Genomic DNA, 18,289 nt, shown 5'->3' on the forward strand with positions numbered 1-18,289 from the left:
TTCCACCCCCTTTTACTTTTTCTTTCTTGATTTGATTAGAAACTGGCTGTATTGAATGATCCGTTCAAGCGATTTTTTGCGGATATCCGGCTCGTCGAATTTCATCGGCCGAGAGTTTGCCTCGAAGAACCAAATTTGTCCGGCGCCGTCGATCCCGAGATCCATCGACATTTCGCCCAGCAGATGTCCGGAGGCTTTCTCGATTTGCCGGGCGATCGCAAAAGCCGCCGTCCTCACCCTTACGAAAATGCTTTTGGTCAGCTCCGGCCCGAACACGGAATTCAGCAGCTTCTCCGGCTCGTCGATCCGGCCGCCGCGCGGAACATGCGTCGTGATGCTTTGCTTACCGGCGACGCGCGCGCCGATACCGGTAAGACTCCACTGGCCGAGATGGTTTTTTTGCACCAGCACGCGCAGATCGAACGGCCGTTTGTTGAAGCTGGCAAGCGCAATGCCTTGCTGCACGATATATTCTTCACTGTTCATCATCGTCTTCAATTTGTTCCACAGATGCCCAAGATGCGGATGACGGGTAATCATGCTCGCTTTGTCATTCTGCATCGTAAGCAAGTAGGGCATCTTCGTTCGGGCTCCGATTCGCTCGACCTTCATGATTCCCTTGCCGGCCTTGCCGCGCACCGGTTTTAAATAAACGATCGGATGCTGCTGCAGCAGCGAATCGAGCTCGACCGCTTGGGACAGGCGCCTCGTTGCGGGGATGAATTTCTTCGTCGTCTTCGCTTTGCTGAGCCATTCGAACAGCGTCCATTTATTGAAAAAGGATGGATTGAACAACCGGATCTGCGAACTTCGAAGGCAGGCTTCGATCGTTTGCTGCACCTCAGGCTGCAGTTCGTCGGTGCGCGTCGGAATCCGGTTGTAGACGACTTGGGGCAGCGGCATCAGCTGCTGCGACCAATTTTTCGTCTCCATGTCGTACGTATAGCCCGGTACCCTTTTGCCGCTTATTCGCATGTCTTTTACGGTAACGACGTATACGAAAGTGCCCAGCTCTTTGCCTTTGGCAATCAGATCGATGAAATTCAGATGATTGCCCTTGAACGGTCTATCCTCGTCGTGTGTGGTCAGGATGGCGAGCGTGTGCTCCGGAGCCTCTTGTACGGCAAGGTAAGAGGCTCCGGCTGCTGTGTAAACGGGATGATTGTTCGCATTGTGTCCGGTTGCATTCACTTACCCCTCCCTCCTCACCCGAAACCGGCTCAGGTAGAAGCAGTGGTCGACCAGATTTGAAATGGATGCCTTTCCTTGCGCTTTCAAGGACGGGTGCTTGAATATCGAACGTCCCGGTTTGGCGTTCGCTTCAAACATCCAGACATCCTCGTTCGAATCGATCCCGATATCGAAGCCAAGTTCACCGAGCGGATGCGGATAACGGCGCTCGATGGCCTCCGCCAGCTGGATGGCAACCTCCTTCGTATGCTCCAGCACTTGTTCGGCGCGCTTGCCGAACAACTGAGTCAACACGTACTCGGGTGTCATCAACTGTCCGCCTGTGCGAACATGGGTGGTGACACTGCCGCGCCCGGCCTTCTTGGCGCCGATTCCAGCCGGTACCCATTCGTTCAGTCCGTTCTTGGTCATGTGGAAGCGGAAGTCGATCGGACAGCTATCCATCTCGATCAGGCGGATCCCTTGCTGAAGCACGTAACCTTCCAGACGGATATTATGCCGGTTGAGCATCTTCATCAGCCCGTCGAAACGGGGGAAGCGGATTAGCGTATTGCTGCCGTTCTTACGGAATCGGGCAAAGTAGCCCTTCTCGGGATTGTAGGTGAGCCGATAAATGCCGATGCCGAGACTGCCGTTCGTCGGCTTCAGGAAGACGAAGCGATGCTTCTCCATCATCTTCTTGATTTCCTCAGGAGAAGGATCGATGACGGATTCCGGCACGTATTTGGCCGCGTCTTCGCCTTCAAGCAGCCGGTAAACATCCCACTTGTCGAAGAAGCTCCAGTTGAACAGCGGAATTTTGCGGCGGACGAATTTATCTTTGAAGCTTTCCATACTAATGGTCTTTTCCGCTTTGCGGCTGGAAAGACGGTTATAGACGACGTCGGGAAGCGGAAGCGTCTTGCGCACCCAGCCGCCTTCGTCATCGGGGATTAAGCCTGTTACGACGCCTTCGTTCCAATTCACTTGCTGCGGAGAGAAAGCATAGTAGAAAGCTTTGTTCGTGCCTGCCCGCATAAAGTCCCGGACGAATGGCGTCAACGAACCGAAAGGCTGCTGAGGATCGCTGGTATTCATAGCGAGAACCCCAACGAGCGGACCCAACTGAATATCGTCGCCGTTAGCGGAACGGATCTGACACGACCCCGTCCAAGGGAGCTTTAGCATCGAGGCGACCGATTGGGGCAGCGAACAGACGCTCCCTTTGCGGTTCATGATTTTGAGCGGTACGGTTACCGATTTGGATCCCAATCTGACCGTGATCGTCTTAGTCGGGTTTATCTTGAGCGTTTTGGCCAGTTCGCGCGAGAGCGTGACCGTGTTGACAAATTGCTGGGATACGAGCACGGTGCATGTTGTCGAACTCATCAGGTGACCCTCCTATATTGTCAAGGCTTTCGGGAAGCCTGTGTCGTTAGCATTGGCCAATGCGGTCTGGATAGCGTGGCGGAGTCGAGCAGGAACCTCGCATAGGCAATCGGATTGCGCACAGCCGAAGCCGCCGACCGTTCATCCGCTATTTGGGCAAACACCGCCCTGCCTGGTTTGGAATTGACCTCGATAATCCACACGTTGCCGCTGCGGTCGACGCCAAGATCGATACCGAGCTCGGCTAACCGGCCGTAATGTTCTTCCAGTGTTTCGGAAATGCGTAAAGAAAGCTGGTGAAGCTTGAGAGCGAGCGACTGGGCGGTTCGAGAGCCGAATTCCGATTGCAGAAAAGGAAGCAGCTCCTCCGCGTGACCCCCGCCATGAAGGTTGGACGTGACGCTGCCGGGCTGCCCGCGTCTGACCGCCATTCCGGTAAGCTGCCAGCGTCCGGTGCCGTCCTTCTGAACAAGCGAGCGAATGTCGAAAGCGTCGCCGCTTTGCGAAGCAAGCGTCAAGTATTGTTGGATTAAATATCGGCTTCCTACTGTCCGGCGGCCGATATGCTCGAGCAGCTTCGGCAAGGTGCCGAAGCCTTCGCTTACCACCCGGTTGTGCCGGTCCCTGCCGGTCAAAAGGAAGCGTCCGTCATCGCATGCGGAAACATGCAGCGCCCCTTTGCCATGCGTCCCGGCATCCGGCTTCAAAAATGCTTCGCCGCGATCGTTCAGCCAGCCTTCCAGCTGGTTCATCGAGCGCAGCCTTTCGGTCTTGGGCAAATGGGGCCTGAGAAGAGGGTCCGCTGCCAGTGAACGCTGTACCTCCCATTTGCCGGAAAGTGACCGACCGAGCAGCTTGATCGGCGACAATCGCTGCAGTTCGTGGACGGCCGTTCGGTGGCGTACGTATTGGCTGCTGTCCGTATAGAAGGAACGATCGTAAACGAGCTTCGGCAGAGCAAGCTTCCGCCGCGACCAGGTTTGCGAAGGAAGATCGAACGTAAAGCCGGTAACCGTACCGCTCGCCGGATCGAACCGGCCGGGCGAGAAGACGAACACGCCTACGCCGAGAGCCTCACCTGCCGAGCACAGCTTGGCGTAGAAGCTTTTGTCCGCAAAAGGAGGCTCGCCTTCCATTTCGCAAACCATAATGCCGATCGATCGTTCCATTCTAGCTCCACCTCACAAGCCCCGGCTTTGTGCGGAGCCCCGTATTTTTCCCCGCAAAGTGTCGGAAAAGCGCAAACGCATGCCGGGTACTTTGCGGGCCCGCAGCATTACCTGAACTTCGCCAAATGCTGCGAATAACGGACGATTTGTCTGACGGAAGGGCGGATTTTATCGGGAGCAGCAGCCGCATGGAGCGGCGAATTGTCGTCTTTCGACGGCTTCGAGTTCACTTCCAGCAGCCATACCTTGCCGTACGGATCGACGGCCAGGTCGATGCCGAGCTCGGCGAAATGAGCGTCGATCTGCGTCTCGATTCCTTTGGCGATTTCCAGGGCGGCTTTGTTGATGCGTTGCGGCACCGCCGCCTTGTGGGTGGAAATCAGATTGGTTTTCATGATAGCGTCCTGCACGGGGCTTAACGTGCCGCCTCTCGCCAGGTTCGAAACGAACGTTTCGCTTCCCGCAATGCGGGCTACCGTCGAAGTGATCTCCCAATCGCCTGTTTTGCCTCGCTGCACCAAAGCGCGAAAATCGACGGGCCGTTCGCTCACCTCCAGCAGCTTCAAGCCCTGCTGAATTTGGTAGCTGCGCGTTTTCATTTTGCCGGATATGCTGCTGTAGAGCGGAGCAAGCTTGGGGAACGATTGTTTGCGGATGCCGGCCATTCCCGCGTAGTGGCACTGGTAAGTGCTGTTTGGCAGCTTGGTAATGCGTATGATGCCTTTGCCGAGACTCCCGGTAACCGGTTTGAGAAAGACCGTTCCGTATTTGCCGCACATCTTCTTAAGGGTCAAGTAATCTTTGAACAGATGCGATTCCGGTAAATACGACTGCAGCGCGCCGTCTTTCTGCAGAGCCTGGAACACTTCCGTCTTGTTCAAATACTTTTCGTTAAAAATGATGGTGGCAAACCGGGATTTGGCTTCCCGCATGAATTGCTGCACGCCGGGACTGTTTTCCAGCTTTCGCGTGGTCAGCCGGTTGTACACGATATCCGGGATCGGAAACGATTTGCGGGTCCATTTGTCCGTATAGACCCAGCCGAGTATCGAATGCGCCGATGCCGGTATATCCTCGGGCGTAAAAAAATAGACGAGGCCGCCGTAAGCTTTACAGGCACTCGTCAATTCCCTGCAAAAGGAGGAAATGGGCCCGAACGGCTTTTCTGGATCGCTGGTGGTGCGGCTGACTAGGACGCCGACAATCGGTCCGACACGAAGGGTTTTCGTTTCGGGTGAATAGCTGATGCACAACCTAGCGCCCTGGTGAATGCCGAGATGACTGGCTAACGCTTCGTGAAGCCGCATGGAAGTGATCTTGGCGGCGGTAACGACGGACACCGTTTTACGCTGTGAGCCGTAATGCAACCCGATTTCGCTGCCCGTAGGAATTTTCCACCGTTTCACGAGCGCTGCGTTAAGCACGACGGTGCGATCATCCGGGAGAAAGCTGCCGTTTTGCACATGAATGACGATTTTTGTTGCAGCCATCGGGATCTCCTTCCTTGCTTCCACTGTTGCTTTTTTCTTTGTCATCCAATGACTACTCCCATCATATGAGGACATATATCCCTTGGTGATTGCAAAATGCGCGCCCAATCTGGGAAAAAAACGGGTCGGCGCATGTCCTTCGGGGGTGCTTCGCAAGCCTAGGAGCGAGGGGAACCGACGATTTGCCGACGGGTTGGAGAAGACGCGCAGCATGAGGGGAATCGTATGTTAGCGAATTCGGCCGTATACGAAAAAGCACCTCGAACCGAATCGGTTCGGGGTGCTTTTTGGGCATTATCGGTTATGAAAGCCTGATGAGGAACAGAGGCTTACCAAGAGTCTTTGCGGCTTTTCTCGCATTTGCACTCTTTGTGGCTCTTTTCGCATTTGCATTTGCGGAAGCTTTTCTCGCACTTGCACTCGCGGTGGCTTTTTTCGCATTTGCACTTGCGGAAGCTTTTGTGCTCCTCTTTGCATTCTTTGCGGCTTTTCTCGCATTTGCATTCGCGGAAGCTTTTCTCGCACTTGCATTCCTTGTGGCTTTTTTCGCATTTGCATTTACGGAAGCTTTTGTGTTCCTCTTTGCATTCTTTATGGCTTTTTTCGCACCGACATTTCTCAAAACTTTTTTCGGATTTACAGCCGGAACTTTTTTTGCTGCTGGAAAAACTATGGTGAGTTTTCTTTCTGCCTTTAGACATTCTATCAATCCCCTTTCGATTTGGCATACTACAGAGTATGACCCGAATGGTAGATTGATATAGTTTCTTAACATATACGAAATGCCTGATTTTGAGGAGCCGTCAGCGGCGAGGATGACCGGTGCGCTGCCCGCTACGGTTTGTTTTTCCGATAGAGATCCCAAGTCCATAGAAAGCGGCTGATATCGTCCTTAGGCGGGTGGTGGGCTTTCTTTTTATGGGTGGACTTATCCTTTTGGCCGCTCCTCTGCCTTTTCCGGCTTTTATCGGCGGCGGTGCTGCGTTCGTGCGATCCCCTTTGTTTCTTGCGGCGATCTTTGCCGCTAGTATTGTCCCGGTCGCCCGAATCGTTGACCGGCTTGGATAAATTTCCGGGAACAATCGGATTGTCCGGATTGCTCTTATGGTCTTGATTTCCCTGATTCCCCAAGTTGTCAGGCTGCAGGTCGTCCCATGTCCATAAAAAAGGGGAAATGTCGGTACCGAACAGGTTTCCTTTTTTGACGGTGCGCCGGCTTCGCTGCTTTTTGCGGTTTGCGTTAGACATCTATCATTCTCCTTATTTTGGTTGACATACTACCACAATATGATTGAACGCAGACGATTGACAGGAATTGCGCAATGCATATTAGCCTGTTTGTTGGCTCGATAGACATAAGCGGGCTGTCCGAAGCATATCTTGTACTACAAACGCTGCAGAGGAGTTGTGGACGATGAAGGGGCTTAAACATGTCATCTACATGAGTGTCGCTTTGGGCATGCTCATATTTGCGGTTCCCCAACTGCAGGTTGGCGGCGGCTTGACGCTTCCGACCGTATTTTCCATCGTGTGGATCTGCTTTGCCATTCTGATCGTAGCGGCGAACCTGCATGAAATATTGGGCGTCGACGAGGAAACGAGGGCCGAGCTTACGAAGGTAAAGCGGATGAAACGCTGGCAGCAGCAGCAAAGGCTGCTTGGACGCAAACGGGTACATGAAACGGAACGGACGCGGCGCGCATGATGAAAAACGGCCTATTCGGCCGTTTTTTGCTTTTTATAGGGACAGTTCACTGCAGTGGGAGCGCGTGCTGGAGAGCGGCGAGAGGGGCAAGCGGGGTGAGGTAGCAAATTGGGGGTGTTGGGTAAGAGGAGGTTAATTTTTGTGAGGAGCGAGATAGGCAAAGCATGGTGAGGTATGGCAAATTGGGGTGTTGGGTAAGATGAGGTTGCTTTTTGTGAGGCGCGAGAGGGGCAAGAGGGGTGAAGTATGGCAAGTTGGGTGTGTTGGGGAAGTCGGAGGTTGCTGGGAGTTGTACGTTATGCAACATTTTCACACTGGGATGGGCGAAGGAGGATGCATTGTTGTACATTATGCAACAAGATCGCCGTCAAAGAGCGAGAAGGATGGCTTTTTCGTTAGAAATGCTGTATTTCCTGCAACATAGGGGCGTTCTACGCGGCAACAAAGGCGGATTTGTTGTATAAAGTGCAGCATTGCGGCCGCCATGAGACGAAAAGGAAGCGATGTTTTCTCGCTCGTTACGTGGGCTATCATACAGCACCGACGCCGAATGAGCGGAGCTGCCGTAACCTGCTTTTGGCTGTAGGGATGGTAGTTCTTTCTTTTTAAGGGGATTGTACTATAATAGATGTTACAGAGTAGTACAGATCGTTAGTGGGAGAAAGGATCAAACCAATGGATGATACGTTTACGAGCCACAATCTTGAATCGCTTACCAAGCACGAGCAAATATTGAAGCATATCGAAGGGCTGCAGGTCGGCAGCAAAATATCCGTAAGGAAAATCGCGAAGGAGATGGAGGTCAGCGAAGGAACCGCGTATCGCGCGATCAAAGAAGCGGAAAACCAGGGCCTTGTCAGCACGAAGGAACGGATCGGGACCGTGCGCGTCGAGAAAAAACAACGCAACAACATCGACAAGCTGACGTTCGCAGAGGTTGTCAACATCGTGGACGGCCATGTGCTGGGAGGTGCGGACGGACTGTCCAAGACGCTTAATAAATTCGTCATCGGCGCGATGGAGCAGGAAGCGATGCTGCGGTATATCGACGCGGGCAGCCTGCTGATCGTCGGTAACCGCGAGAAAGCGCATATTTGCGCGCTCGAGCAAGGGGCGGCCGTCCTCATAACCGGGGGCTTCGATGCGAGCGGCGACGTCAAATCGCTTGCGAACGAGCTGGATCTGCCGATTATCTCGAGCAGCTACGATACGTTTACGGTCGCTTCGATGATTAACCGGGCCATTTACGACAGATTGATCAAGAAAAAAATTATGCTCGTCGAAGATATTTTATCCACGCAGTCGGCCGTCCACGCGCTGAAAGGAACGCAAACGGTCCAGGAATGGCGGACGCTTGCTCAAGAAATCGGCATCAGCCGATTCCCCGTGGTCGACGAATGGAACCGGGTTATCGGCATGATCACATCGAAGGATGTCGTCGGAGCGGTGCCCGAGCAGACGATCGATAAGCTGATGACGCGGAATCCGATTACCGTCCATGCGCATACGTCGGTGGCATCGGCCGCTCATATAATGGTATGGGAAGGAATCGAGCTCCTTCCGATCGTCGACAACAACCGAAAAATCGTCGGCGTCATCAGCCGAAACGACGTGCTCAAGGTCATGCAGTACATTCAGCGGCAGCCGCAAATCGGCGAAACGTTCGAGGATTTGATATGGGCGGGCTTCGAGGAAGAAACGGACGAGCACGGCAAGCGGGTGTTTCGGGGACAAATTACCCCGCAAATGACGAACCATCTCGGCTCCGTATCGCCGGGCGTCCTGATGACGCTAATGACGCAAGCCGCCTACAGCGTCGTACAAGGGTACAAAAAAAGCGACATGAATCTCGTGATGGACAACATGTCCACCTATTTCCTGCGTCCTGTACAGCTGGAGCGGGAAGTTGAGATTCGTGCCGACATTATTGAGATCAGCCGGAAATACGGCAAAATCGATGTTGAAATCTATCACGACGGCGCCTTGGTCGCCAAGGCGATGATGACGGCGCAAGTTTTCGACCAGTCATAAAGAATCCCCGCAAAGGTAAGCCTTGCAGCTTATTCCGAGTACTTTGCGAGGGAGCCCGAAAACCGAATCCCCGCAAAGTGAAGGTAAGCCTTGTTGCGTATTCCTAGTACTTTGCGGGGAGCGCTACCTTATTCCGGCCACTGTGCCGCATACGGCATGCCATTACCTTTTTAGCGCCCGGAAATGGCTTTGGTTACGCAGGCCGGCGAACAGGTTGAACAGCCCGATCAGAAGCAGCACCGCGCCGATCACCAGCCGAACCGTGTTCATTTCAAACAAAAACAGCTGCACAAGCGCTAGAGAAATGAGCAGAATACCCATCCATATATTCATTCGAGCTGCATAAAGCCCTCGGGCTTGCGGCTCTTTTTGCATGCGGTAGCGGAAGCTGTAGAAGACGGAAAAGCCGAGCGAAGCGACGATAACGATCGTAATAACGAATTGGTACCAGGCCATAAAGCCGATCATCCTTTGCTGTTTTTCTCTACTGTACCGATTTTGCCGGCGAAAATCAATTTCGGACCGGATCCCTCACGGCGATATAGAAGGTCAGCTCGGATTGAATAACGAGGACGGATTTAACCTCCACCATGTAATCCCTTTCAAAAACACCTACATACACTTTATTGTCGATCAGCTTCCGATATATCGGCAGATCCTCTTTTACCCTTGCAACGGGCTTGCCGCGCAGCGCAGAGAGATCCTTTCGGACGCTTTTGATGATTTCGCCTTCGGTCTTGATATCGATGGGATGCTTTTCGTTCTGTTCGATTACGATATCGATCGAGCTGATGTAAGCTTGCCGGTTTTTGACGTTGTTCATGTTCTCCAAATTTTTTTGCAGATCGTCCTTCTCCACCTTCAGTCTCTCTTTCTCCGCATGTACGAGGCTATAGCTGTATTGATGCATGCTCATATAGACCGCACTGCCCACGACCATGCCACACAGAAACAAGCCAAGCCCAGCGAGCCCCCGGCGGTACCGCTGAAAAACGGGGATTCTCACGATTCCGCTCCGCCCTTGCAGATCCATTCGATGAGCGAAAATCCGGCATGGGCGCCGATAAAGGCGCTGATGAAATACAAGATTTGCTTGACGGCCGGGGACAGGTACCCTTCCGTTATGTTGCTTTCGATAACCCGAAGCGGATCGATCGTTCCGCCTACCGCGGCGACCATCGCCCATATTTTAATGTTGCCGGCAATCCGCATCATCCAAACATCCGGAGACTGGAGAATAAGTACCGCACCGATTCCGCCCAGCATGCTGCCCCCGAGCACGATGCCGAACGCGATGAAGAAATCCATCGTCATTTTCTCCAAAAAAGCGGCCATGCGCTTCCCGCCTTTCGCAACGGTTTGTCCTTCTTTTCTCTATAGTTATATGTGGAAGGGAGAGATGATAGAAGCGGGAGAGGCAAACTTTTTTTTGCAAGTTTACAAGGCGGCTTCGAGAGGAAATAGGCAGCAACAGTAATGTTCGAGCTTATATTCGGATGATCATGTTTCGGCTACCAAGGTTTCTTTGCTTAAAAAGACGAAAAATAGGGTTATATTCAAAAATTATCCAAATAATAGGAGTCAGCCCTATAATTTACGCTTGCGAGAGGGACTCTATTATGTTCCCGAGTGAACCTAAGTTCACTATTTATGAGCCTACGTTCACTATTTTACCTCCATTTCTCCTTTTTACCGCGGATAGTGAAGCAAAGAGGACTATTTGGCCGTAAGGTTCACTAATAGTGAAGTTTCCTTCACTATTCCGTATAAAGGCATGTTTTGGGAACCGGATAGTGAAGTCAGGTTCAGTAATAGTGAACTTATCTTCATTATTTTGTCCTGACATGGAGCTAGACTGAAAATGGACACGCCGTTATTGAGGACACTCTTTCTGCACCGTGCGCAGCTCCCAGCACGCGGTGGGGCGATACGTGTTGGCGTCAACCACAAGGGAGGGGCTAATGAGAGGTTTACTGTGAGGCTCTGTTTGCGGCGTAAAAAAAGCGGCCGTCCCTCCGCCATTTTAATGGCTTTCGAGTCGGCCTTGTTCTTGTGAGTTATTTAGCGATCGGCTGGATGGTGTTCTGTCTTTGCAGGTTTCTGTTCGAAACGGTGACGCCTATCAAAATCAGCACGCCTCCCGCCAGCTGCGACATTTGGATGGCATCTCCCAGCACGAAGTAGGCGACGATAATCGCGACGAACGGAGGGATGTTCATAAACATGGAGCTGGTAGAAGCACCGATCTCCGAAATGCCCCGATTCCACCAAAATCCCGCCAAGCCTTGGCCGAATACCGCAACGCAAGCGAGAATCAGCCACGTGGCGATGTGCGGGCTCATATGCATATGCCCTTGGCTGGCTTCCCATACGGCCGCGGGCGTCATCAGCACGGTTCCAATTACCGTAGCCATAATGGTAATGTCATACGAAGGCATCGTCACCGTCAGCTTGCGGATAAACTGGAGACTGACCGACAGAGCCAGCATGGCCATCAGCAAAAGAATATCGCCTTGCGATATACCGAGCGACTTTCCGCCGAACAGCACGATCAGCACGACGCCGACGAGCGCGAGACCTGCGCCGACCAGTTTATGTGCCGTAATCGTTTCGCCCAGGAACAGGCGGGCCAGGAAAGTCGTCGCGACAGGCGACAGAGCGATGATGAGCGCGGCGTTTCCTGCCGTGGAATGCTGCAGGCCAATGAAATAAAAAAATTGATTGAACAGCGTGCCGAAAAGTCCGGCAAAGAGCAGGATGATCCACTCTTGCTTCGTGGGACGCCGTATTTTTTGGCTAATCAGCGCGACGGTGACAAGGAAGACGGAGGTCAGCACCAGACGCGAATACGATAAGAAAATAGGAGAAAAATCCCTCAACAAATAAGCGCTTGCGACATAGTTGCATCCCCATAGAAGGGATACGCCCAGCAAGCGCAATAAGACGCCCCGATTGGACAAAGCGGATCGATTCCTTTCGATTACGGTTCAAAGCTCCATCATTATAAGCAGGGATAAGCTTTGCCGTAAAGCGGGGGATCGGAGGAAAAACGGGTGTTTTCGCCCTTCTCATCCGTTGACGAGAACGCAGTTCGGGCCGATCGTAAAATACCTAGTCCAATTCGAAACTTGCCTCCCGAATCCAGCCGCCGTTCTTGAAGTCGCGTCCGCGAACGACAACGCGTTTGCCATACGCTTCCACATAAAGTCCTTCGCTTGCCCCTTGCTCAAGCGCTTGATCCGTAGCGGAAAGCGGATCGGCAACGGAAGAAGAACCGATCATGGCGAACTTGCCTTGCACGAACGTTTTGGGCAGCTTCAGCTCCCGGTGCGTATGACCGGAGAAAAGGACGGCCTGAGCATAATCCGCCAGCGCGCGCTCCAGCTGTTCGTGCTGAACGACGGCCCGCGTGTTGGCGCAGCATTCGTCCGTACCCGAAACGGTATGCGGCAGCGGCTGATGCAGGAAGACGAAAATGCGCTTGTCCGCAGCATGCTTTCGCAGCGACGACCACAGCCAGTCCAGCTGCCGCTGCGATAAAAAAGCGTCCTCCCCGTTGCTTGCATCCGACTGCCGATACTGCTCCGAACCGAGAAAAAGAAACGGGTACCCGTTTACCGTTTTCTCGTAATAGACGAATTTTTCCCCCGTCAGCTTCAAAAAGCGGGAGATCGAATCGCCTTCCGACTCCCCATGCGGAAACCCATCCTTGTCAAACTTGCCGCTGCTGCCGAACCAGGCTTTATAGAATTCGTGGTTGCCGATCGTATAAAAAGGCCGCCAGGGGTGCGGAGTCGCCGTCATAAGCTCAGTAAGCTTCGCATAGTCCTCCGGCTGCCCGTTCGTTAAATCGCCGTTCACGACCAGCGCGTCGGCATGCGGATTAATCGTATGCAGATCGTTCAGTGCCGCTAGCAGCTTCCGATGCGAGGGCTTGTGCCAGGCTTGAATATGAATGTCGCTTATGACCGCAAAGGACAAATCCGGTTTATCCGCTTCGGACGCCGGTACATGCCGGATCGTTGACGGTTCGGACATCGCGCCGGTCAAGGAACTGAAATTCGGCATCGCACAACGCTTTTCGGGCTCCGGCCAAACGAACAACGCAGCTATCAAAAGAACGGCCTTCAGAAACCGGATCGTCGTCATTTTCTCAACCTCCATTAATCTTGTGCGTTCTGAGGGGAGTTGGCCGGCGTAACGGAAATGCCATGTGCTCATTCGTATAAATAGAACGCTTGGCGTTATTTTGGCATTTTTCCGGCAAAGCGATACGGGGGGCGGCGGTATGATTTCATGTTGAAATTACGGGCTAATAGAACCGGTTCAGGCGTTAATCCGTTTTGAAGGGCCGGGCTTGCGGGTATTGCCATTTTGTTAGAAGGCGATTGAAGGGATGAAGGGAAAGGGGAAACGGTTTGCAACGAAACCTCACCCGGGAGCGTCTAATGGAGTAACGAAAAAGGGTGGAAGAAAAGTCGCTCCGGAAGCCGCCGGTCATAAGAGGAAGCTCGTCAAAAAAAAGAGAAATCGGAGTCGTAAACGATGCGAATGTGAGTTCGCCTTTTGAGGCGTAATGTGCTACAATAATGGGAACGGACGGTGCGCGGCAGACGTTTCCGTCACTATGCATACAGAGGCAAGCAGGAGGGGGAACCGAACATGAGCGAATTTGTGCATCTGCACGTACACAGCGAATACAGCTTGCTCGACGGCGCGGCACGTATAGAGGATATGGTGCGGCGGGCGTCGGAGCTCGGCATGAAATCGTTGGCGCTTACGGATCACGGCGTCATGTACGGAGCGATCCCTTTTTATAAAGCCTGCGTGAAGAACGGCATCCGGCCGATTATCGGCTGTGAAATGTACTTTACGAGCGGCTCCTTGCGGGTCAAGGGCACTCGCCAAGACCAGCCGATTTATCACTTGATCCTCCTCGCCAAGAACGAAACCGGCTACCGCAACCTAATGAAGCTGTGTTCGATCGCGCATTTGGAAGGCTTTCATTATAAGCCGCGGATCGACCGCGAGCATTTGGCGCAGTATGCGGAAGGGCTTGTTTGCTTGAGCTCGTGTCTCGGAAGCGAAATTTCGCAGCATCTGCTGCACGACCGAAATGACGAGGCCAAAAAGGCGGCATTAGCCAACAAGGAAATTTTCGGCGAAGACTTTTTTCTTGAGCTGCAGGATCACGGCATGATCGAACAAAAGAAGGTCAACCTGGCGATGATCAAGCTGAGCAGGGAGACGGGGATTCCATTAGTCGTAACGAACGACGTCCATTATGTGGACAGTGCGGACCATGCGGTTCAGGATATCCTGCTGTGCATCGGTACAGGCAAGACGGTGGAAGACGAGGACAGGCTCCGGTTCGGCTCGACGCAGCTCTACTTGAAAAGCGGGGAAGACATGTCCCGCTTGTTCGCGTATGTGCCGGAAGCGGTAGCTAATACGGCACTTGTCGCCGATCGCTGCCGCCTCGAAATTACGTTCGGCCAATCGGTGCTGCCTCAATTTCAGCCGGTTCCGGAAGGCATGACGGCGGGCGCTTACTTGGACGCGTTATGCCGAAAAGGACTGGAGGCGCGTTACGGAGGTCATGGCGAATGGCAGGAGCCGGCCTATCGCGAACGGCTGGAGAACCGGCTGCAGTATGAGCTGGGCGTCATCGGCAGTATGGGCTTTTCCGATTATTTTCTGATCGTGTGGGACTTTATCCGGTTCGCACATGAGAACGGTATCGCCACCGGGCCGGGGCGGGGATCCTCGGCGGGCAGCCTGGTCGCTTACGTGCTGCGGATAACCGACGTCGATCCGATCCGCTACAACTTGCTTTTCGAACGGTTCTTGAACCCCGAGCGGGTGACGATGCCGGATATCGACATCGACTTCAGCGACGAACGCCGTGACGAGGTCATCGATTACGTTGTCCGCAAATACGGCAAAGAACATGTCGCCCAGATCATTACGTTCGGGACGATGGCGGCCAAGGCGGCGATCCGCGATGTCGGTCGGGTGATGAATCTTCCGTACAACGAAGTGGACCGAGCGGCCAAAATGATCCCGAATCATCTGCACATCACGATCGCGGAAGCGAAGAAGATGAACCCCGACCTGCAGGCGCTGAGCGACAAGCAGCCGAAGACGGCCGAGCTGCTCGCCATGTCGGAAAAGGTCGAGGGCATGCCGCGACACGCTTCGACACATGCCGCGGGGATCGTCATATCCCGCGAACCGCTCACGCAGTACGTGCCGCTTCAGGAAGGCGCGGAGCAGTCTGCGCTTACCCAGTACACGATGGAACATTTGGAAGCGATCGGCCTGCTCAAGATGGATTTCCTCGGGCTTCGCACGCTATCCATTATCGAGCGCACGCTGCGCTGGATACGCGAGCAGACCGGCAAGACCGTCGACTTCCAGCAGCTCCCGTTCAACGATCCGCTTACTTACGGGCTCATGTGCCGGGGGGACACCACGGGCATTTTTCAGTTGGAGTCGGCGGGCGTTAGACGCGTGCTGAAGGAACTGAGGCCCTCGGAGTTTGAGGATGTCATCTCCGTGCTTGCGCTTTACCGGCCGGGTCCGATGGAGTTTATACCGAAGTATATACAAGGAAAGCACGGGCAGATCGCCGTCGAATACCCGCACATGGCGCTCGAGCCGATCTTGAAGGATACGTACGGCATCATCGTTTATCAGGAGCAAATCATGCAGATCGCCTCGAAGATGGCGGGGTTTTCCCTTGGCGAAGCGGATCTATTGCGGCGTGCGGTCAGCAAGAAGAAGCGCGAGGTGCTTGACGAGGAGCGGGCGCATTTTGTCCGCGGCAGCTTGAAGCAGAGCTACACGGAAGAAGAAGCGAACCGGGTATACGACATGATCGTCCGCTTCGCCGATTACGGCTTCCCGCGCGCCCATGCGACGGCATACGGCGTACTGGCTTTTCAGACCGCCTACTTGAAGGCTCATTATCCGGAGCCGTTTATGGCGGCCATGCTGACGGCCGTGATGGGGAATCACAGGAAAGTCGCGGAATATGTGGACGAATGCCGGCGGATGAACATTCCGGTGCTCCCGCCCGACGTCAACGAAAGCGGAGTCACGTTTACCCCCGTTGCCAGAAGACGAACGGACGGAGACGGCGGCGCGGCGAGCGTCGGTCAGATGGCGGGAGAGGGCTTGCCGGAGGCGAATGAAACGATGACGGCCGATGGACGCATGCCGAGTGCCGGGGAAGAGAATGCCGCCGGCATAGGCCTAGTGGCCGAGCGCGCGGAGCCGTATCGCGCCGAACAGGCGGCAGGCTCGGCGGCGATCCGTTTCGGACTTGGCGCGATTAAGAATGTAGGAACGCAGGCGATCGATACGATCATTCGCGAAAGGAAGGAACGGCCGTTCGACAATTTGCTCGATTTTTGCCGCCGTGTCGATTTGCGCGTATGCAATAAACGAGTCATCGAATCGCTCATCCAAGGCGGAGCGATGGATCGTTTGTCCGGACACCGCGCGCAGCTTCTGGCGATGCTCGACGAGACGGTCGAAGCGGCGCTCAAGTGGAAGAAGGAGCGCGAGGAGCTTCAGCTGCATTTGTTCGGCTTCGACGAGGAAGTGAACTGGACGATCGAGTACCCGGACATCCGCCCGTTTACTCCTATGCAGCAGCTTGAGCTGGAGCGGGAACTGCTCGGGATGTTTTTGTCGGGGCATCCGCTCGATGCGTTCGAAGACCTGCTTGCGGAGGCGGAAACGGAAGGGATTCACGAGCTGGCGGAGCTCGCGGACGACAGCGATGTGGTCGTAGCCGGAATGGTCGTATCGTGCAAGACGATCGTCACGAAGAAAGGCCAGGCGATGGCGTTCATCGAGCTGGAGGACCGGATCGACCGGGTCGAAGTGGTCATGTTCCCCGAAACATGGCGCAAGTATGGGGAGCAGGCCGACAAAGGCAAGCTGCTTGCCGTAGGGGCGAAGCTGCAGCAGCAGGACGACGCGGCGAAGCTGCTCGCCGAGCAAGTCGTCCCGCTCGACGCCGCGCTGGCGCCGCAGCAGCTGCGCGCGCTGCGCCGCCGCTCCCGCGGCGCTGCGCCCGCCGCCGGCGGGCCGCGGCCGGCGGCGCCGCAAGGCGCGGGGGCGCCCCGCGCGCAAACGTCGGCGTCCCCGCCGACATTTGCGCGCTCGGCCGCCGCAGGCCCGAACGAGCCGCGCGATGGCGCGTCTCGTTCGGCGCTTGCGGCCGGCGCCCCTGCGCCCGGCGCAGCCGGCCCTGCGCGGCCAGCCGGCGGCTCAGCCGCGGCAGGCGCAGGCGCTGCCGCGCAAGCCCGCGAGCGCGCGGCCGTGCCGCAGCCGCCTGCGGGCGGGGCAGCGGCGGCTGGCGCTAGTCCGCGCCAAGCGCGGCAGCGCGTCTTCATCAAGATTGCCGCGCGCGTGGAGAACGCGGATACGCTGACCCGGCTGAAGGCGCTTCTCTCGCAGCATGCCGGGCCGCTGGAGGTCGTTCTCTTCTACGAGAACGGCCAGAAAACGATCGCCTTGAGCGACGCCTACCGGGTGAAGCCTTCGCCGGAGCTGATCCATCAGATCGAGGAACTGCTCGGCGCCGAGACGGCTAAAGTAAAATAACGCATGGCCGGGCTGCCCTTCGGCGTTCGGCCGTTTTTTTTAAAATGTGTATCCTCCGCTGATTGTTCCATTTCTCGGTAAACGTCAGGCATCCAAGACGCCGAATGGCGTTTATCCTTAGACCGGGAACATTCCGTTCTCCGGCGCCGCAGGAGCCGAAATCCTTCGCCCAATCGCGCCGCAGCGCCTTCCTGCGGCTGTTTTGCTTTGTTGCGGTGAAAAGCAGAGTTGTGATATATTTGATGGGATAATAACTGACAACGGACCTGCTGTATCCGTTACCAAGGCGTATCATGCCGCCATTCGCTTACATTCTCGACCTGACAGGTTGAAGAGAATAGCGCCGGCGCCGGCAAGCATTGGTACAAATGCGGCTTTGAAGAACGTCGGCAGACGTTTTTCTTTAAAATCTCAGAAAGCAGTAACTCCGGGTATTGTTCGATTTCTCGGAAGTCGTTTTCTGCGAAAACGTTTAGAACGCTGAAAGCCGTTTTTCCTTGACTATCGGCACGAAACGGTTGGTTCAGCTTGAATGTCGGCAAGCATTGCCTGGCTGGTTTTCCTTGGGCCTGATGCTCGACATGCGAGAAGTCGGTGCCGGCTGTTCAACTCAAGCTGCCGATTCGTCCGACAACGGACAACGGGAGCCGTCTTTTCATTCCGGCGGAAACCGTTTATGCTTGTTTTACCGGATGTTGCGAATGAGGCCTATGCTG

14 protein-coding genes are annotated in these 18,289 nt (G+C 54.7%); 3 read left to right on the top strand and 11 right to left on the bottom strand.

Features of this window, described 5'->3' with window-relative positions; translation table 11 throughout:
• Positions 1-12: 12 nt before the first annotated feature.
• The 6 genes from ACKGJP_RS08790 to ACKGJP_RS08815 all read right to left on the bottom strand — a co-directional run bounded on the left by ACKGJP_RS08790 (position 13) and on the right by ACKGJP_RS08815 (position 6,466).
• Positions 13-1,191: a YheC/YheD family protein gene (locus ACKGJP_RS08790; RefSeq protein ID WP_409345287.1), complete on the bottom strand. Its 1,179-nt coding sequence runs from the start codon at positions 1,189-1,191 to the stop codon at positions 13-15.
• Positions 1,192-2,559, bottom strand: a complete 1,368-nt coding sequence (locus ACKGJP_RS08795; RefSeq protein ID WP_409345288.1) for a YheC/YheD family protein — start codon at positions 2,557-2,559, stop codon at positions 1,192-1,194.
• A 20-nt stretch (positions 2,560-2,579) separates the two neighbouring features.
• Positions 2,580-3,728 (bottom strand): YheC/YheD family protein, encoded by a 1,149-nt coding sequence (locus ACKGJP_RS08800; protein WP_409345289.1) that lies wholly within the window; start codon positions 3,726-3,728, stop codon positions 2,580-2,582.
• A 107-nt stretch (positions 3,729-3,835) separates the two neighbouring features.
• On the bottom strand, positions 3,836-5,218 hold the full coding sequence (locus ACKGJP_RS08805; RefSeq protein WP_409345290.1) for a YheC/YheD family protein: 1,383 nt from the start codon (positions 5,216-5,218) through the stop codon (positions 3,836-3,838).
• 301 nt (positions 5,219-5,519) lie between these two features.
• Positions 5,520-5,993 carry a hypothetical protein gene (locus tag ACKGJP_RS08810; RefSeq protein WP_409345291.1) on the bottom strand — a complete coding sequence of 158 codons (474 nt, stop codon included), beginning with the start codon at positions 5,991-5,993 and terminating at the stop codon, positions 5,520-5,522.
• A gap of 59 nt (positions 5,994-6,052) precedes the next feature.
• The gene (locus tag ACKGJP_RS08815; protein ID WP_409345292.1) at positions 6,053-6,466 is read right to left on the bottom strand and encodes a hypothetical protein; all 414 of its coding nucleotides are present in this window, start codon (positions 6,464-6,466) and stop codon (positions 6,053-6,055) included.
• A 166-nt stretch (positions 6,467-6,632) separates the two neighbouring features.
• On the opposite strand from ACKGJP_RS08815, the gene ACKGJP_RS08820 reads away from it, so the two are divergent.
• On the top strand, positions 6,633-6,923 hold the full coding sequence (locus ACKGJP_RS08820) for a hypothetical protein (protein ID WP_409345293.1): 291 nt from the start codon (positions 6,633-6,635) through the stop codon (positions 6,921-6,923).
• Between the two features lie 675 nt (positions 6,924-7,598).
• Positions 7,599-8,954 (top strand): DRTGG domain-containing protein, encoded by a 1,356-nt coding sequence (locus ACKGJP_RS08825; RefSeq protein ID WP_409345294.1) that lies wholly within the window; start codon positions 7,599-7,601, stop codon positions 8,952-8,954.
• Positions 8,955-9,116: 162 nt separating this feature from the next.
• Here ACKGJP_RS08825 and ACKGJP_RS08830 read toward each other — a convergent pair whose 3' ends face one another.
• The 5 genes from ACKGJP_RS08830 to ACKGJP_RS08850 form a co-directional block, all read right to left on the bottom strand.
• On the bottom strand, positions 9,117-9,410 hold the full coding sequence (locus tag ACKGJP_RS08830; RefSeq protein ID WP_409345295.1) for a YtpI family protein: 294 nt from the start codon (positions 9,408-9,410) through the stop codon (positions 9,117-9,119).
• A gap of 55 nt (positions 9,411-9,465) precedes the next feature.
• Positions 9,466-9,960 (bottom strand): hypothetical protein, encoded by a 495-nt coding sequence (locus tag ACKGJP_RS08835; protein WP_409345296.1) that lies wholly within the window; start codon positions 9,958-9,960, stop codon positions 9,466-9,468.
• Positions 9,957-10,289, bottom strand: coding sequence for a YtrH family sporulation protein (locus ACKGJP_RS08840; RefSeq protein WP_409345297.1), 333 nt, complete (start codon positions 10,287-10,289; stop codon positions 9,957-9,959). Before ACKGJP_RS08840 ends, ACKGJP_RS08835 begins: the two co-directional genes overlap by 4 nt.
• Positions 10,290-11,011: 722 nt before the next feature.
• Positions 11,012-11,914, bottom strand: coding sequence for a DMT family transporter (locus ACKGJP_RS08845; protein WP_409345298.1), 903 nt, complete (start codon positions 11,912-11,914; stop codon positions 11,012-11,014).
• Positions 11,915-12,065: 151 nt separating this feature from the next.
• Entirely contained in the window at positions 12,066-13,103 is a 1,038-nt protein-coding gene (locus tag ACKGJP_RS08850) for a metallophosphoesterase family protein (RefSeq protein ID WP_409345299.1), read from the bottom strand.
• 513 nt (positions 13,104-13,616) lie between these two features.
• On the opposite strand from ACKGJP_RS08850, the gene ACKGJP_RS08855 reads away from it, so the two are divergent.
• The gene (locus tag ACKGJP_RS08855; RefSeq protein ID WP_409345300.1) at positions 13,617-17,573 is read left to right on the top strand and encodes a DNA polymerase III subunit alpha; all 3,957 of its coding nucleotides are present in this window, start codon (positions 13,617-13,619) and stop codon (positions 17,571-17,573) included.
• The last annotated feature ends 716 nt before the right edge of the window (positions 17,574-18,289 follow it).

Origin of the sequence: Paenibacillus litoralis (assembly GCF_046244365.1) — a bacterium.
Lineage (GTDB): Bacteria > Bacillota > Bacilli > Paenibacillales > NBRC-103111 > Paenibacillus_V.

Bases quoted from the DNA above. Each gene is read 5' to 3' on its own strand.
- ACKGJP_RS08795 (WP_409345288.1), bottom strand. From the start codon at position 2,559: ATGAGTTCGACAACATGCACCGTGCTCGTATCCCAGCAATTTGTCAAC.
- ACKGJP_RS08800 (WP_409345289.1), bottom strand. From the start codon at position 3,728: ATGGAACGATCGATCGGCATTATGGTTTGCGAAATGGAAGGCGAGCCT.
- ACKGJP_RS08805 (WP_409345290.1), bottom strand. From the start codon at position 5,218: ATGGCTGCAACAAAAATCGTCATTCATGTGCAAAACGGCAGCTTTCTC.
- ACKGJP_RS08810 (WP_409345291.1), bottom strand. From the start codon at position 5,993: ATGTTAAGAAACTATATCAATCTACCATTCGGGTCATACTCTGTAGTA.
- ACKGJP_RS08815 (WP_409345292.1), bottom strand. From the start codon at position 6,466: ATGTCTAACGCAAACCGCAAAAAGCAGCGAAGCCGGCGCACCGTCAAA.
- ACKGJP_RS08820 (WP_409345293.1), top strand. From the start codon at position 6,633: ATGAAGGGGCTTAAACATGTCATCTACATGAGTGTCGCTTTGGGCATG.
- ACKGJP_RS08825 (WP_409345294.1), top strand. From the start codon at position 7,599: ATGGATGATACGTTTACGAGCCACAATCTTGAATCGCTTACCAAGCAC.
- ACKGJP_RS08830 (WP_409345295.1), bottom strand. From the start codon at position 9,410: ATGGCCTGGTACCAATTCGTTATTACGATCGTTATCGTCGCTTCGCTC.
- ACKGJP_RS08840 (WP_409345297.1), bottom strand. From the start codon at position 10,289: ATGGCCGCTTTTTTGGAGAAAATGACGATGGATTTCTTCATCGCGTTC.
- ACKGJP_RS08850 (WP_409345299.1), bottom strand. From the start codon at position 13,103: ATGACGACGATCCGGTTTCTGAAGGCCGTTCTTTTGATAGCTGCGTTG.
- ACKGJP_RS08855 (WP_409345300.1), top strand. From the start codon at position 13,617: ATGAGCGAATTTGTGCATCTGCACGTACACAGCGAATACAGCTTGCTC.